General features: G+C 52.7%; 15 protein-coding genes. 1 reads left to right on the plus strand and 14 read right to left on the minus strand.

The genetic code is table 11. The features are described 5' to 3' along the window. Positions 1–125: 125 nt before the first annotated feature. The 13 genes from tgt to guaB form a co-directional block, all read right to left on the minus strand. The gene (gene tgt / locus AKG43_RS05675; protein WP_054599597.1) at positions 126–1,241 is read right to left on the minus strand and encodes a tRNA guanosine(34) transglycosylase Tgt; all 1,116 of its coding nucleotides are present in this window, start codon (positions 1,239–1,241) and stop codon (positions 126–128) included. 81 nt (positions 1,242–1,322) lie between these two features. Beyond that, positions 1,323–2,342 (minus strand): pseudouridine synthase, encoded by a 1,020-nt coding sequence (locus AKG43_RS05680; RefSeq protein WP_054599598.1) that lies wholly within the window; start codon positions 2,340–2,342, stop codon positions 1,323–1,325. A 171-nt stretch (positions 2,343–2,513) separates the two neighbouring features. After that, on the minus strand, positions 2,514–3,134 hold the full coding sequence (locus tag AKG43_RS05685) for an SMC-Scp complex subunit ScpB (protein WP_054599599.1): 621 nt from the start codon (positions 3,132–3,134) through the stop codon (positions 2,514–2,516). A 73-nt stretch (positions 3,135–3,207) separates the two neighbouring features. Then, on the minus strand, positions 3,208–4,173 hold the full coding sequence (locus AKG43_RS05690; RefSeq protein WP_054599600.1) for a GIY-YIG nuclease family protein: 966 nt from the start codon (positions 4,171–4,173) through the stop codon (positions 3,208–3,210). A gap of 76 nt (positions 4,174–4,249) precedes the next feature. Further along, positions 4,250–4,588 (minus strand): hypothetical protein, encoded by a 339-nt coding sequence (locus AKG43_RS05695; protein WP_054599601.1) that lies wholly within the window; start codon positions 4,586–4,588, stop codon positions 4,250–4,252. Between the two features lie 113 nt (positions 4,589–4,701). Continuing rightward, positions 4,702–5,034, minus strand: a complete 333-nt coding sequence (locus AKG43_RS05700; RefSeq protein ID WP_054599602.1) for a hypothetical protein — start codon at positions 5,032–5,034, stop codon at positions 4,702–4,704. 133 nt (positions 5,035–5,167) lie between these two features. After that, complete coding sequence (gene ylqF, locus AKG43_RS05705; protein WP_054599603.1) at positions 5,168–6,112, minus strand: ribosome biogenesis GTPase YlqF; 945 nt, start codon at positions 6,110–6,112, stop codon at positions 5,168–5,170. Between the two features lie 242 nt (positions 6,113–6,354). Then, the gene (rapZ, locus tag AKG43_RS05710) at positions 6,355–7,209 is read right to left on the minus strand and encodes an RNase adapter RapZ (protein ID WP_054599604.1); all 855 of its coding nucleotides are present in this window, start codon (positions 7,207–7,209) and stop codon (positions 6,355–6,357) included. Next, positions 7,190–8,152, minus strand: coding sequence for an HPr(Ser) kinase/phosphatase (hprK, locus tag AKG43_RS05715; RefSeq protein ID WP_054599605.1), 963 nt, complete (start codon positions 8,150–8,152; stop codon positions 7,190–7,192). Before hprK ends, rapZ begins: the two co-directional genes overlap by 20 nt. Before the next feature lie 3 nt (positions 8,153–8,155). Further along, on the minus strand, positions 8,156–8,605 hold the full coding sequence (ptsN, locus tag AKG43_RS05720; protein WP_054599606.1) for a PTS IIA-like nitrogen regulatory protein PtsN: 450 nt from the start codon (positions 8,603–8,605) through the stop codon (positions 8,156–8,158). 217 nt (positions 8,606–8,822) lie between these two features. Then, positions 8,823–9,098, minus strand: coding sequence for a cell division protein FtsB (ftsB, locus tag AKG43_RS05725; protein ID WP_054599607.1), 276 nt, complete (start codon positions 9,096–9,098; stop codon positions 8,823–8,825). Between the two features lie 17 nt (positions 9,099–9,115). Beyond that, positions 9,116–10,402 carry a phosphopyruvate hydratase gene (gene eno / locus AKG43_RS05730; RefSeq protein WP_054599608.1) on the minus strand — a complete coding sequence of 429 codons (1,287 nt, stop codon included), beginning with the start codon at positions 10,400–10,402 and terminating at the stop codon, positions 9,116–9,118. A gap of 433 nt (positions 10,403–10,835) precedes the next feature. Continuing rightward, entirely contained in the window at positions 10,836–12,299 is a 1,464-nt protein-coding gene (gene guaB, locus AKG43_RS05735; protein ID WP_054599609.1) for an IMP dehydrogenase, read from the minus strand. A gap of 258 nt (positions 12,300–12,557) precedes the next feature. Here guaB and AKG43_RS05740 point away from each other — a divergent pair, with 258 nt between their 5' ends. Beyond that, positions 12,558–12,998 (plus strand): DUF4124 domain-containing protein, encoded by a 441-nt coding sequence (locus AKG43_RS05740; RefSeq protein ID WP_054599610.1) that lies wholly within the window; start codon positions 12,558–12,560, stop codon positions 12,996–12,998. Positions 12,999–13,114: 116 nt separating this feature from the next. Here the strand turns inward: AKG43_RS05740 and pmbA are convergent, their stop codons facing one another. Next, positions 13,115–14,443, minus strand: a complete 1,329-nt coding sequence (gene pmbA / locus AKG43_RS05745; RefSeq protein WP_054599611.1) for a metalloprotease PmbA — start codon at positions 14,441–14,443, stop codon at positions 13,115–13,117. Between the last annotated feature and the right edge of the window lie 119 nt (positions 14,444–14,562).

The following is a 14,562-nucleotide window of genomic DNA, read 5'->3' on the forward strand; positions in this document are numbered from 1 at the left end:
TCAAGCCCGAGTATGACGTATGTACTATTTTTAAGCGGATTCACTATACACAAAACAGGCCGTCTGAAAATTATTTTTCAGACGGCCTGTTTACATATCGACAAAAGCAATATGCCGGCGGGCGTTTAATCCGTACCCCGCGCGCGGTTTTCGTGGAACTGCGCCTGCCATTCGGCAAACTTGCCTTGTTCGATGGCTTCGCGCATTTCCGCCATAATCACTTGATAGAAATGAAGGTTATGGATGGTGTTTAATTGCGCGCCCAAGATTTCGCCGGCTTTGTGCAGATGGTAGAGATAAGCGCGGCTGAAGTTTTGGCAGGCGTAGCAGGTGCAGCTTTCGTCCAGCGGGCGGGTGTCGTGCTTGTGCTTGGCGTTTTTGATTTTGATGTCGCCGAAGCGGGTAAACAGCCAGCCGTTACGGGCGTTGCGGGTGGGCATCACGCAGTCGAACATATCTACGCCGTGCGCCACGCCGTACACCAAATCTTCGGGCGTGCCGACGCCCATCAGGTAGTGCGGTTTGTGGGCGGGCAGCATCGGGCCGACGGCGCGCAACATGCGGTACATTTCGGGTTTCGGTTCGCCTACCGAAAGGCCGCCGATGGCCAAGCCGGGGAAGTCGAATTCTTCCAAGCCTTTCAACGACTCTTCGCGCAAGTCTTCATACATCGCGCCTTGCACGATGCCGAACAGCGCATTCGGGTTGTTTAAATCTTCAAACGCTTTTTTGGAACGCTCCGCCCAACGCAGGCTCATTTGCAGCGATTTACGCGCCTGCTCGTGCGTGGCTTCTCCGGGCGTGCATTCGTCGAGCTGCATGGCGATGTCGGAATTAAGCACGGTTTGGATTTTCATGGAGATTTCGGGCGACAGAAACAGTTTGTCGCCGTTGATCGGGCTTTTGAACGTGCAGCCTTCTTCGGTAAGTTGGCGCATGTCGGAAAGCGAAAATACCTGAAAACCGCCCGAATCGGTGAGAATAGGTTTGTTCCAACCGATAAATTGATGCAGTCCGCCGAATTGTTCGATCACTTCCAAGCCGGGGCGCAGCCACAAGTGATAGGTGTTGCCCAAAATGATTTGCGCTTTGATGTCGTGCAGGTTGGCGGGCGTCATGGCTTTGACCGAGCCGTAGGTGCCGACGGGCATGAATACGGGCGTTTCGATGGTGCCGTGGTTGAGTTCGAGTGTGCCGCGGCGGGCGTGGCCGTCGGTTTTATGTAAGGTAAATTTCAACATGATGTTGTGTGTAAAAAGTCAATGTATCAAAGTAGAAGATCATGCCGCCTTGTGAGCAAGGCGGCGGAGAAGATGGGGCAATTATCTGCGGCGGCGGGAGCCGGGCAGGGGCATGTCGGCCCATTTCATCACGCCCGCCACTTCGGCCGGATTCAGCTCGTAAAACTGGCCGCGTTTCAATCGGTTGGGCAAACCGATGGGGCCGAAGCCTACGCGCACGAGACGGCTCACGGTTAAGCCGAAATGCTCGAAAATGCGGCGCACTTCGCGGTTGCGGCCTTCTTTAATAATCACGTTGTACCATTTGTTTGCCCCTTCGCCGCCTTGCTCGTAAATGCGTTCCACTTTGGCCAAGCCGTCTTCCAACATCACGCCTTCTTCGGTAAGCATTTTCATTTGTTCGGTGTCCAGACCGCCCAACACGCGCACGGCGTATTCGCGTTCGACTTCAAAGCTGGGGTGGGCGAAGCGGTTGACCAGTTCACCCGATGTGGTCAGGATCAACAGGCCGCTGGTGTTGATGTCCAAACGGCCGATGGCCACCCAGCGGCTGCTGGCGGCTTGCGGCAGGCGGTCGAAAATGCTCACGCGGCCTTGCGGGTCGTCGCGCGAGACAATTTCGCCTTCTTGCTTGTAATAGAGAATAATGCGCGGCAGGCGGTCGGGCCATTTGAGCTTGATTACGTTGCCTTTCACGGTAACTTGGTCTTCCGGCGAAACTTTGTCGCCAAGCTGGGCGGTTTTGCCGTTGACGGTAACCAAGCCCTGCGTAATCCAGTCTTCCATTTCACGGCGCGAACCCACGCCCGATGCGGCAAGGGCTTTTTGCAGGCGCACCGGCTCGAAGCTGTCTAAATCGACACGTTTTTCTTTCAAATCGCGGGCGCGTTCCATGATTTTTTGATTGGGATTGCGCACCACCAGTTTCTTGGCGCGGGAAGCCTGCGTTTTCGGCGCGGCGGGTTTGCCTGCGGCTTCTTTTACGCCTGTTTTATTCTTAAGGCCGTCTGAAAACTTGCCTGTGTTTTTGCGGGCAGCCTTTTTCTTGGCCGGTGCGCCGTCGCGCAATTCACGTTTGCTTGAGATTTTTTTGGTATTCACTAAAAGCTCCTAACGCATTTTCCTGAAAGGAAAACGGTTCTTCTGCGGCTTGTGCGGCAGGATGGGTTGTTAAAAAATAAATAAGATGGGTTTTCAGACGGCCTTCTATATGATGGGGGCCGTCTGAAATTAATTTAACCGTAAGTCGGATACAAGTATCCGACCTACTCATTAATTCAGTACGGGCGGTTCGGAATGCGGCTCGGTTTGGCCGGCTTCTGTTTCTTCTTCGTCGCCGCTTTCGGCAGGCTCGATTAAATCGGGCAATACCAGCTCGCCCAATTCGGTGAGCGGCGGCAGTTCTTCCAAACTTTCCAACTGCAAGTCGCTTAAAAACACATTGGTTGTCGCCCATAAAGCAGGGCGGCCGATGGAATCGCGGTGGCCGATCACCTCAATCCAGCCGCGGTCTTGCAGCGTCTGCATCACGTTTTGCGACACCGCCACGCCGCGTATGCCTTCGATATCGCCGCGCGTAACCGGCTGCTGGTAGGCGATAATCGCCAGCGTTTCCATCACCGCACGCGAATAACGAGGCGCACGCTGTTCCTGCAGACTGCCCAACCGCTCGAATGCGGCTTGGGCAATCTGAAAACGCCAGCCTTCATGCGTATGCACCAACTGCAAAGCGCGGTTTTGCCAGCGGGTTTTCAAGTTCGCCAGCACATCGATCAGCTTGTCGGGCGACAGCGGCGGCGCACACAGCTCGCGCATGGTCTTTTCGCTGAGCGGTTCAGTTTGGGTAAGCAGCGCGGCTTCGATCAGCGCATCGGGGGGGAGTTTGTCGGTCATGGTGCGGTGTATGGTAGTTTTCAGACGGCCTGATATAGCGTTAAAAGTATGGTTTAGTGTGGTTGGTTTAGGCTTATTTTTTACGATAGGTTTCATCTAAAGTTAAACCACGTTCCGTACGCCAATATTGCCAACCGTTACGATTGTTGCCCAGCACCAATGCTGCGGCCATACTCGGGCTGGCGCATAATTGTGCCGACTGCAAAACATAATAATCGGGATCTTTACTGTCTGCCAAAAAGTTACTTGCGAGCCATTGTTGGTAAACTTCTTTCCAGCCGGGAGGAAATGTTTCAGAAATCTTTCGATAAATCATCGTGCCTTCAAGCAACAAAATTTGCTTTGTTTCTACATTAAACAGACCCTTCCCGCGTAAGATTTTATCTCTACTTCGGCAGAATACCGTAACAGTCCTGTCTGTCCATGTATTAGGGATTGAATATTCGTTTATATTGTCTTTAGACGGTTTCTCTTGCACAGGCGAAATTTCAAGTTGGGCTGTTGCTTTAAGTAGTGCCTCTACTTCACTGCTATACTCTTGTTTTTCAGTAAAAAAATCCTGATTCAATACCGCCAGTAATGTGTCGATTTCATCAAAAATATTTTCGCAGTCTGAACGAATGGAATCATGTAAATGGCGGTGGGTGTTACCGGCCGTACCATTTTCTAACGAAAATCTGCCTGCGGCTTGAGCATGCTCAATAGCCGTTTTTTCTAAGCAATATAAATGATCGAGGGTTCGAAAATCATTGTTTAATACAACAATAAAAGCACGCTGCCAAAACGCTTTAGCTTTGTCATGTTGTTTAATACGGGTACTTAAATCCGTCGTTTCGCCGATATAAAGCTGATTACCTCCAGCTAGAAAATAAATACCCATATCCCCCGCTTCTTTCATCTCGTAAAAAAGATGTAAGTCGGTACGAGGGATTTCAATCAGGCGAATATTACTGTTACTGGTGCGTTCAACTTTACGGATTCCGCGCGGGTTTCCTGAAGGCAGAAAAATCCTAATGGTTTGGGAACGTGGTTTAGACATGATAGGCAGTTTAATATTTTCGTCAAATAAACAGATTATTTTTCAGACAGGCCGTCTGAAAGCTGAAATAAAATAATTAGTCTTTCTCCTGCAATACCTTAAACCCGCGTTTTTCAGCTTTACTTCTGTCTTTTGCATCAATCGTGTAAACATTGACGTTTCCGGTTAATCCGCCGCATACAGCGGGGAACATCACACCTTGCAGTCTGTGTGCTTCCGCGGCATAGACTTGGATGCCGTTCAATTCACTCAGCATGGCTTGAGGGCTGATGCCGCCGCCGTAGCATTGCTGCGAGCCATTGTGTTTATAGACTTGGATGTATGCGGTTTTCGGCACATTCGGGCTGTTGGAAGCGGCACAGGCACTTAGAGCAACAAGGGCGGTCAGTAAGGCGTTACAGGTCATCGGTTTCATGGCGATGCTTTCGATAATGCTCGACGGATTTTACCGTGTTGTTGCGAGCTGCGGGCATAGCGGTTTTCAGACGGCCTTTTAGGGCAGCAGAATGGTCAGGCCGTCTGAAAAGATTATTGCGGTGTCGGGGGCAAGACTTTAAACCCGCGCTTTTCAGCTTCGCTTCGATCTTTCGTATCAATCATATAAACGTTGATGGTGCCGGTATCGCCTCCGCATACTTCGGGGTAGGCTTTGTCTGAAAGTTCGCTTTTTTCCGCCGCATAAACGCGGATGCCTTGCAGTTCTTTTTGCATGTCGGCGGGGCTGATACCTGCTTCGCACTGGCGGGAACCGTCGTGTTTGTATACTTGAATACGGCTTTCATGGCTGCCGCCGGTTGTGGGCAAGCAGGCGGTTAGCGATAAAGCGGCTACCGCCAAAACGGTGCGGAAAACGGTTTTCATAATGCACTCCTTCGGTAAGTCGGATTGCGGTCGGGCTGCGTAGGGCGGGCATCACTGTCCGCCTTCGGTTTCCATTTTAATGCAAGGCAAACAGTTGTCGGAAGCGTTGGGCAGGGATGGCCACCCCGGTGTTTTATTCTTTTTCAGACTGCCTTTGTCCTTTACGCTCCGCTTTTCTGGCTTCGCGGGCGGCTTTCAATTCGGCTTCTTTCTGTTTGGCTGTTTTGAGCCATGCTTCCCATTGGTTCGGCGTTTCGAGCGTGATTCTGCCGATGTGGCCGTCGCGGAAATCGGTAAGGATGTTTTCGGCGGCTTTTTGGTAGTTGATGCGTCCGCCGCTTAATACGGCTCCACGTTTTTTTGCGATCCATTCGAGCCATTCGGTGTCGTTCCAATGGCTGCTCGGGTCTTTGTCGGCTTGGTAACGTGCCTGCAACAGGGGCAGGTAGTGGCGGCGCAGGTAGTCGAGTAGTTCGAGGGCGACTTCTTCTTCGTCGAGTGCGTTGCGGCCTACGGCGCCGCTGGCGGCGAGGTTGTAGCCGCTTTCTTCTACGATGATTTTCGGCCACAACATGCCGGGGGTGTCGTAGAGCCAGAAGTCGTCGGCGAGAAACAGGCGTTGTTCGGCTTTGGTGATGCCGGGTTCGTTGCCGGTTTTGGCGGATTTTTTGCCGATCATGCCGTTTATCAGGGTGGATTTGCCGACGTTGGGGATGCCGCAGATGAGTACGCGCAGGGGTTTGTCGATGCCGCCGCGGTTGGGCATCATGTTGCGGCAGGCGCGGGTGATTTTGGCGGTGGCACCTTGCTCGGAAGAGTCGAGGGCGATGGCTTGGGTGTCGGGCTTGTTGTTGTAGTAATCGAGCCAAACGGCGGTGCGTTCGGGGTCGGCAAGGTCTTGTTTGTTGAGGATTTTGAGCTTGGGTTTGCCGCGCGAAAGTTGTGCCAGCAGGGGGTTTTCGCTGGAGGCGGGCAGGCGGGCATCGAGCATTTCAATCACCATATCAATGCTTTTGATGCGCTCGGCGATGGCTTTTTTCGCCTTGTTCATGTGGCCGGGAAACCATTGGATTGCCATAATGTTTTGCTCTTTTATCGATATGGATAGCAAATGGGTTTGCTATGGGTATGTGTTTTGCGGGGAGGCCGTCTGAAAATAGTGCTGCTTTATTTCGGGTTGGTTTATTGCCCGTAATCGGCCGAATAACGTAATCAGGCAGCCCGACAAAGGCTGCCTGAATGAATGCTGTAATTATAGCATATTGTTTTGTTTTAAGCTTTCAGACGGCCTCCGGTGCAAGAGGCCGTCTGAAAAGACAGTTAACGCTCTGCCAATCGGATAAGTTGGCGGTGGCGCACAAGCAGTTCGTATTGGCCTTGCAGCCGTTTGGCAAGCTGTTCGACTACATACACGGAGCGGTGCTGCCCGCCGGTGCAGCCGATGCCGATGGTAACGTAACTGCGGCTTTCTACCTGCATTTGGGGCAGCCAGCGGCTCATGAAGTTGCTGATGTCGTTAATCATTTCTTGCACGGCGGGCTGTTGGCCGAGATAGTCTTGAATCGGTTTGTCCATGCCGTTGTACGGGCGCAGTTCGGTATCGTAATAGGGGTTGGGCAGGCTGCGCATGTCGAAAAGAAAATCAACGTTGGAAGGTACGCCGTATTTGAAGCCGAATGATTCTAAAATCACCAACATGCCTTTGCGTTCGAGTTTCAGCCATTGTTGAACGGTGTAGCGCAGTTGCTGGGCGTTCATTTTTGAAGTGTCGATACAATAGGCCAGCTCGCGCAGGGGGAAAATCCAAGCCTTTTCTTTTTGCAGGCTTTCGAGTAGGGTGAGGGTTTGCCCGGAAAGGGGGTGGCTGCGGCGGGTTTCGGAAAAACGGCGGATCAGCACGCTTTCTTCGGCTTCGAGAAACAGAATTTCCACGTTATGACCTTGTTGACGCAACTGTCGGATTTGTGTTTCGGCTTCTTTGATGTCGATGCGGGAACGGATGTCGATGCTGATGCCCAGTTGGGAAACTTCGCTGCTTTCGGTATGGTATGTTACCAAGTCGGGCAGCAGGCCGATGGGAAGGTTATCGACGCAGTAATAGCCTAAGTCTTCGAGAAGTTTGAGCGCAACGGATTTGCCGGAGCCGGAAAGCCCGCTAATTAATACTATTTTCATGGCCGGATTCGTTTTCTTTCAGCATGGTTTGGTGGCGTTCCAAAAATTCTTTGGTGCTGTCTTTGCCGCGCAGCTGCAGAATATAGTTGCGCACGGCGGCTTCGACCAATACGGCGAGGTTGCGGCCGATGGCTACGGGCAGGGTAACGGAACGCACGTTGACATCTAAAATAGATTCGGTTTCGGAGCGGATGCTCAGGCGGTCGAGCCGTTTCATGTATTCGTCGTCGGCCGGAACCAGATTGATGATTAATTGAAGTATTTTTTTGGGGCGGATGGAAGTTTCGCCGAAAATGTGGCGGATATTGAGCACGCCCAACCCGCGCACTTCCAGAAAATCCCGCAGCATCGGCGGGCAGCGGCCGTCGAGGGTTTCGGGGCCTGTGCGGTATAGCTCTACCGCATCGTCGGCAATCAGGCTGTGGCCGCGGGAAATCAGCTCCAACGCCAGTTCGCTTTTACCCAGCCCGGATTGGCCGGTGATCAATACGCCGATTTCAAACACGTCGAGAAACACGCCGTGTTTGATGGTGGATACGGCCAAAACGCGTTGCAGGTAAATGCGCAAAACGTCCATCAGATACGGGCTTTCCCGTTTGGACATCAGCAAAGGCACGTTATTGGTGTGGCAGTAGTCGCGTAGCACGGGCGGCACGGGCAGATCGTTCGCCACGATAACGAGCGACATGGGCAGATCGAAAAGCTGATAAAAACCGGCGGCGGTTTCTCCGGCCTCCATGCGTTGCAGGTATTCGACTTCCGCCACGCCCAAAACCTGAACTTGATTGGGGTGGATAAAATTCAAATGGCCGACCAGCGCCAAAACGGGCTTGTCGGCCTCAACGCCGATACGGTTGTCGGCGCCCGCCGTTCCTGCTGCCCAAGCCAGTTGCAGCTTGTGCTGGTTGTCTTGGTAAAGGCGGCGTACTGATATGCTGGGCATTGTTTACTCTTCTTTTAAAAGCTGCTGCACTTCTTCGGCAGATGTGGCAGCCATCAATGCTTCGCGTACTGATTTTTGGGAGAATCTGCCTGCCAGTTTCGACAGCACTTCAAGATGCTCGCCTGTGGCGTTTTCGGGTACCAACAGCACGAAAATCAGAGAAACGGGTTTGCCGTCGGGCGCATCGAATGCCACAGGTTCTTGCGTGCGGATGAATGCACCTACGGCTTTTTTAACCGAAGCATGGCGGCCGTGGGGAATGGCCACGCCTTGACCCAAGCCGGTGGTGCCGAGTTTTTCGCGGGCAAACAGGCAGTCGAACACATCTGCGCGGGCTAATCCGGCTTCGTTTTCAAGCAGCAGCCCGGCTTGCTCGAATATGCGTTTTTTACTGCTGACTTCTAAATCCAGCACAATATGTGATAAAGGCAAGATTTCGCTGATCAGGCTCATATCTTTCTCTTTTTAAGTAAGCAAAACAGGGTGCGATTGTACCGACAGTTGGTGTAAATCTCAAATTTTCCGGCGTGATTTACACTGTGACGGCGTGTTTTTTATTTGTTTATATTTAAATAATTCAATGGGTTAAAATTTTACGGTTAACGGTGGGTAATAAAAGGGAGGCCGTCTGAAAAGTTTTCAGACGGCCTCCTGATTGCGGTTTGATGCCTTAGCGGCGGTAAACCAAGCGGTAGTAGGTTTCTCCGTTTTGGATGTAGCCTAAATCCACCCGTGCGATTTCGGCGATGGCATCTTGGCCTTCGGCCAAATCGTTTACTTCTGCCGTAAGGGCATTGTTACGCAAAGTCAGTGCCTGATTTTTTTCTTCCTGCGCGGCAACTTGGTCTTGCAGGCGCCACATGTCGCGCCAGCCGCCTTTGGAAAGCCAAAGGCTGTATTGGAACCATGTCAGTGCGGCGATTAAAACCAGGGTAACCCACTTCATATATTAGATACCTTTAATTATTTGCCCAGTTGGTAGAAGGCGGCTTTGCCGGGATAGTAGGCGGCTTCGGCCAATTCTTCTTCGATACGCAGCAGCTGGTTGTATTTGGCCATGCGGTCGGAACGGCTTAACGAACCTGTTTTGATCTGCATGCAGTTGGTGGCAACGGCCAAATCGGCGATGGTGCTGTCTTCGGTTTCGCCCGAGCGGTGGCTCATTACGCTGGTGTAGCGGTTACGTTTGGCCATCTCCACGGCTTTGAGGGTTTCGCTCAGGGTGCCGATTTGGTTGACTTTTACCAAGAGGGCGTTGGCGATGCCTTGTTCGATACCGTCGGCCAAAATTTTCGGGTTGGTAACGAATAAGTCGTCGCCGACCAATTGTACTTTTTTGCCCAGTTTTTCGGTCAGGTGTTTCCAGCCTGCCCAGTCATTTTCGTCCATGCCGTCTTCGATGGAAACGATGGGGTAGGTATCGACCAGTTTGGCCAAGTAGTCGGCAAACTCTTCGCTGCTCAAGGCCAAGCCTTCTGCGCTCAGGTGGTATTTGCCGTCTTTGTAGAATTCGCTCGAAGCGCAGTCTAAGGCAAACAATACGTCTTCGCCGGGGGTGTAGCCGGCGGCTTTTACGGCTTCCTGCATCAGTTGCAGGGCTTCTTCGTGGCTGTTTAAGTTGGGCGCGAAACCGCCTTCGTCACCTACGGTGGTGGGGAAGCCTTTGTCGTCGCACAATTTTTTCAGGGCGTGGAAAATTTCGGCACCGCAGCGCAGGGCTTCGCGGAAGCTTTTTGCGCCTACGGGCATGATCATAAATTCTTGAATGTCCAAGCTGTTGTTGGCATGTGCGCCGCCGTTGATCACGTTCATCATCGGTACGGGCATGGCCATCGGGCCGGCACCGCCCAAGTAGCGGTAGAGCGGCAGGCCGGCATCTTCGGCGGCGGCACGGGCAACGGCCATGGATACGGCCAAAGTGGCGTTGGCACCCAAGCGGCCTTTGTTGTCGGTGCCGTCGAGTTCAATCATCACTTGGTCGATGTAGCTTTGCTCGGATGCGTCCAAGCCAATCAGGGCTTGAGCGATTTCGTTGTTGACGTGTTCTACGGCTTGCAGCACGCCTTTGCCCAAATAACGGGTTTTGTCGCCGTCACGCAGTTCCAATGCTTCTTTTTGGCCGGTGGATGCGCCGGAGGGTACGGCGGCACGCCCCATTACGCCCGACTCCAGCAGTACGTCGCACTCAACGGTGGGATTACCGCGGGAATCCAGAATTTCGCGGGCAAAAATATCAACGATTGTGCTCATGGAAATCTCCTGATTTTGAACAATTAAAATGAAATAGGGTGGTTTCAGACGGCCTGAGACCTTTGTAAAACGCTCGTCTGCGGCGCATTTCTGCGTTGTGTGCTGCCCGCTTGTTTGCCTATCTAAGCCTATCTAATATGATACGTCTACACCCGCTGTGCTGTTAAGCCTTCAAGTGAATACGCATCTGTGGGCTTTGAAGGGTCTCGGCCGGAACAAGGGCTGCTGTGAAATAATATTACAGTTGCCGATTATAGCGTTTCAGGCCGTCTGAAACGAGTATTTTGCCGTTAAATCATATAAAACTTGTCGGAAGTCAATGAACCTAAAAGCGGCTTTGATGTAGCGGCATGTAATTTTAGATAGGCCGTTTTGTATAAAATGCCGAGGCCGTCTGAAAGCGAACATATTTTCAGACGGCCTGTGTACCATATCAGCGGTGGTAGTTCGGTGCTTCTTTGGTGATTTGCACGTCGTGAACGTGTGATTCGCTCATGCCGGCCGAAGTGATTTCCACAAATTCGGCTTTCTCGTGCATTTCGGCAATGCTGGCGCAGCCCAAATAACCCATGCTCGAGCGCAGGCCGCCCATCAGCTGGTGGATAATCTGCACAATCGGGCCTTTGTACGGCACGCGGCCTTCGATGCCTTCGGGCACATATTTATCCGTGCTGTCCTGCTTGTCTTGGAAGTAGCGGTCGGAAGAGCCTTGGCTCATGGCGCCCAAAGAACCCATGCCGCGGTAAGATTTGTACGAACGGCCTTGATACAGTTCGATTTCGCCCGGTGCTTCTTCCGTGCCGGCAAACATACCGCCGAGCATCACGGTGCTGGCGCCTGCTGCCAACGCTTTGGCGATGTCGCCGGAGAAGCGGATGCCGCCGTCGGCGATCAGCGGAATGCCGGTGCCTTTCAAGGCTTCGGAAACATTGTGAATCGCAGTCAATTGCGGTACGCCTACACCGGCCACGATGCGGGTGGTACAAATAGAACCGGGGCCGATGCCGACTTTAACCGCATCCGCACCTGCCGCAACCAAATCGCGGGCGGCTTGGGCGGTGGCGATGTTGCCGCCGATGACTTGTACTTGCGGGAAGTTTTGTTTTACCCAACGCACGCGGTCGAGTACGCCTTGGCTGTGGCCGTGGGCAGTGTCCACCACCAATACGTCCACGCCCGCCGCAACCAATGCTTTTACGCGCTCGTCGGTATCTGCGCCGACGCCAACCGCCGCGCCTACACGCAGGCGGCCGTCTGAATCTTTGTTGGCGTTCGGAAATTCGGTGGTTTTCAGAATGTCTTTAACCGTAATCAGACCCTTCAGCTCCCACGCTTCGTTCACAACCAATACGCGCTCGACTTTATGGTCGTGCATCACATCGCGCGCATCTTCGATGCTGGTGCCTTCCGGCACGGTAACCAAACGCTCGCGCGGGGTCATGATGGCCGAAACCGGTTGGTCGAGACGTTTTTCAAAACGCAGGTCGCGGTTGGTTACCAAGCCGACCACTTTACCGTTTTCCACCACCGGCAGGCCCGACATTTTGCGCTTGCGGCGCGACAGCATTTCCACCAAATCGCGAATCGGCATTTCGGGCGGAATGGTTACCGGGTCTTTAACAATGCCGCTTTCGTGGCGCTTAACTTTGGCCACGGCAGCGGCTTGGCGTTCTACCGTCATGTTTTTATGGATAATGCCGATGCCGCCTTCCTGAGCCATAGAAATGGCCAGCTTGGCTTCGGTAACCGTATCCATTGCGGCAGAAAGAAGGGGAAGATTGATGGTGATGTTGCGGGTGAGGGGGGTTTGGAGTTTGACGTCTCGCGGCAGCACTTGGGAATGTGCGGGAACCAGTAAAACATCGTCAAAAGTATAGGCTTTCTCTACGATACGCATGATGCTCGGGCTTTCAGTTTGTGCAAGATGCACGGCATTGTATCAAATTTGGCCTGCGCTTGATACCCGTTTTCGGCAGATTCAAGCCGTTAAATTTAACGAACTGACATAAGTTGTGCCCGCTTGGGTGGTGCGTTTCGTTGTAACGATACCAAAAGTAACCTTTGCGGTGCAGGAAAAGCGCTTTGTATCATGACACTTACTTAATTTAACAGTACAATGAAGGCCGTCTGAAACATAACTGAAAGAAAAAAGACTATGCACATTACCCGTTTTGCCCCATTAGTTTTGATTTCCGGAATGCTGTTTTCCGGCAGCCTGGCTACTGCCGAAGTGTACACATGGAAAAACAAAAGCGGTGGAAACAGCTATTCGGATGTGCCGCAAAATCTGAAAGCTTCGCAATCCGGCACCGTAAATATCCGCACCCATACCGTTATCCGGCCGGCCGCACCGAAAGCAGCAGAAGGTGAAGGCACGCTTGCCGACAAGCAAAAGGAATTGAGCGACGCGATTGCCGAAGAAAACAAAAAAATCGAAGAACGCAATAAAAAGGTTGAGGAAGAAAACCGCCTGCAAAAAGAAGGCAACTGTAAAATTGCACGCATGAACCGCCAGTTTGCCGAAACGGCGCGGATTGCCAACCGCGAAGAATTTGTGAAACGCTACGATGCCGATGTGGCGAAATTCTGTAATTAATCCGTTATTTATTCATTTTTAGTAACAGCATCGACAAAGCTGTTTGTCAATAATCAAACAGGCCGTCTGAAAGGGGTTCAGACGGCCTGTTTTCAATATGGAAGATATTGTAGCAATCAGCTTCCCGCCACGGTCATTTCCTGAATAAGTACTGAGCCGATTTTATTGGTGGAACGTTTCAGCGCATCGTCGGCCACGCCCACTATATTTATATACATATCCTGCAAACGCCCGGCAATGGTAATTTCTTCTACGGGATAGGCAATGACGCCGTTTTCTACCCAAAAGCCCGCTGCGCCGCGCGAATAATCGCCCGTGAGCATATTCACGCCTTGCCCCATCAATTCCGTTACCAGCAGGCCGGTGCCCATTTCTTTCAGCAAATCAGATTGCGCCGCATGGGTGTGGTTCAGATAAAGGTTGTGCGCGCCGCCGGCGTTGGCGGTGGTTTGCATACCGAGTTTGCGCGCGCTGTAACTGCTTAAGAAGTAGCCTTGTATGATGCCGTTTTCAATCACAAAACGCGGACGGGTTGCCACGCCTTCGGCATCGAAATAGGTGCTGCCGAACGATTGGGGAATGTGCGGCTCTTCACGCAGGCTGAGAAATTCGGGCAACAGCGGTTTGCCGAGGCTGTCGATCAGAAAACTGCTTTGGCGGTACAAAGCGCCGCCGCTTAATGCACCGACGAGATGCCCGATCAGGCCGCCTGAAACGGTGGCGTCAAACAACACGGGATAGCTGCCGGTAGGGATGCTGCGTCCGCTCAAGCGACGCACGGTGCGTTCGGCGGCGGTGCGGCCGATGCTTTCGGGTGATTCCAAATCGAGATGACGGCATGAGGTGTCGTACCAATAATCGCGCTGCATGCCGTCTGAATCGGCGGCGACCACGCTGCACGAAATGCTGTGGCGCGTGCCTTGCTGGTGGGCGGCAAAGCCGTGCGAATTGCCGTAAACATATTGGTAATGCCCGGTTTGTACGCCTGCGCCGTCGGAGTTGGAGATGCGCGCGTCGGTATCCATCGCGGCTTGTTCGCATTGCTTGGCAAGGGCGACGGCGGCTTCGGCGGATAAATCCCATTCGTGGTATTTGTCTAAATCGCCGATTTCACGCGCCATTAAATCGGCATCGGCCAAGCCTGCGCAATCGTCTTCGGCGGTGTATTTGGCAATATCGACGGCGGCCTGCACGGTGTCGCGCAAGGCTTGTCGGGAAAAGTCGGCGGTGCTGGCGCGGCCTTTGCGGCGGCCGACATAGACGGTGATATCGAGGGATTTGTCTTGCTGGTATTCGATTTGTTCGATTTCGCCCAAGCGCACGCTTACGCTTTGACCGAGCGATTCGCTCAAGTCGGCTTCGGCGGCTGTGGCTCCGTATTCGCGGGCGAGGGAAAGCACCTGCCCGCAAAGGTCGAGCAGTTCGTTTTTGGTGTGGTTGAACATGGGTAATCCGATGAAAAAATCGGTGTCATTTTAACTGTTTTCAGACGGCCGCGGCAAAATTGTGGCTATGGGAAAGATAGGGTGGGGCGGCTGTGTTAGAATGCGGCGGTTACCGAATA

The organism is Neisseria sp. 74A18 (assembly GCF_001308005.1).
Classification (GTDB): domain Bacteria; phylum Pseudomonadota; class Gammaproteobacteria; order Burkholderiales; family Neisseriaceae; genus Neisseria; species Neisseria dumasiana.

Coding starts and splice junctions, on each gene's coding strand:
- tgt (WP_054599597.1), bottom strand. CDS start 1,241: ATGTTGAAATTTACCTTACATAAAACCGACGGCCACGCCCGCCGCGGC.
- AKG43_RS05685 (WP_054599599.1), bottom strand. CDS start 3,134: ATGACCGACAAACTCCCCCCCGATGCGCTGATCGAAGCCGCGCTGCTT.
- AKG43_RS05690 (WP_054599600.1), bottom strand. CDS start 4,173: ATGTCTAAACCACGTTCCCAAACCATTAGGATTTTTCTGCCTTCAGGA.
- AKG43_RS05695 (WP_054599601.1), bottom strand. CDS start 4,588: ATGAAACCGATGACCTGTAACGCCTTACTGACCGCCCTTGTTGCTCTA.
- AKG43_RS05700 (WP_054599602.1), bottom strand. CDS start 5,034: ATGAAAACCGTTTTCCGCACCGTTTTGGCGGTAGCCGCTTTATCGCTA.
- ylqF (WP_054599603.1), bottom strand. CDS start 6,112: ATGGCAATCCAATGGTTTCCCGGCCACATGAACAAGGCGAAAAAAGCC.
- rapZ (WP_054599604.1), bottom strand. CDS start 7,209: ATGAAAATAGTATTAATTAGCGGGCTTTCCGGCTCCGGCAAATCCGTT.
- hprK (WP_054599605.1), bottom strand. CDS start 8,152: ATGCCCAGCATATCAGTACGCCGCCTTTACCAAGACAACCAGCACAAG.
- ptsN (WP_054599606.1), bottom strand. CDS start 8,605: ATGAGCCTGATCAGCGAAATCTTGCCTTTATCACATATTGTGCTGGAT.
- ftsB (WP_054599607.1), bottom strand. CDS start 9,098: ATGAAGTGGGTTACCCTGGTTTTAATCGCCGCACTGACATGGTTCCAA.
- eno (WP_054599608.1), bottom strand. CDS start 10,402: ATGAGCACAATCGTTGATATTTTTGCCCGCGAAATTCTGGATTCCCGC.
- guaB (WP_054599609.1), bottom strand. CDS start 12,299: ATGCGTATCGTAGAGAAAGCCTATACTTTTGACGATGTTTTACTGGTT.
- AKG43_RS05740 (WP_054599610.1), top strand. CDS start 12,558: ATGCACATTACCCGTTTTGCCCCATTAGTTTTGATTTCCGGAATGCTG.
- pmbA (WP_054599611.1), bottom strand. CDS start 14,443: ATGTTCAACCACACCAAAAACGAACTGCTCGACCTTTGCGGGCAGGTG.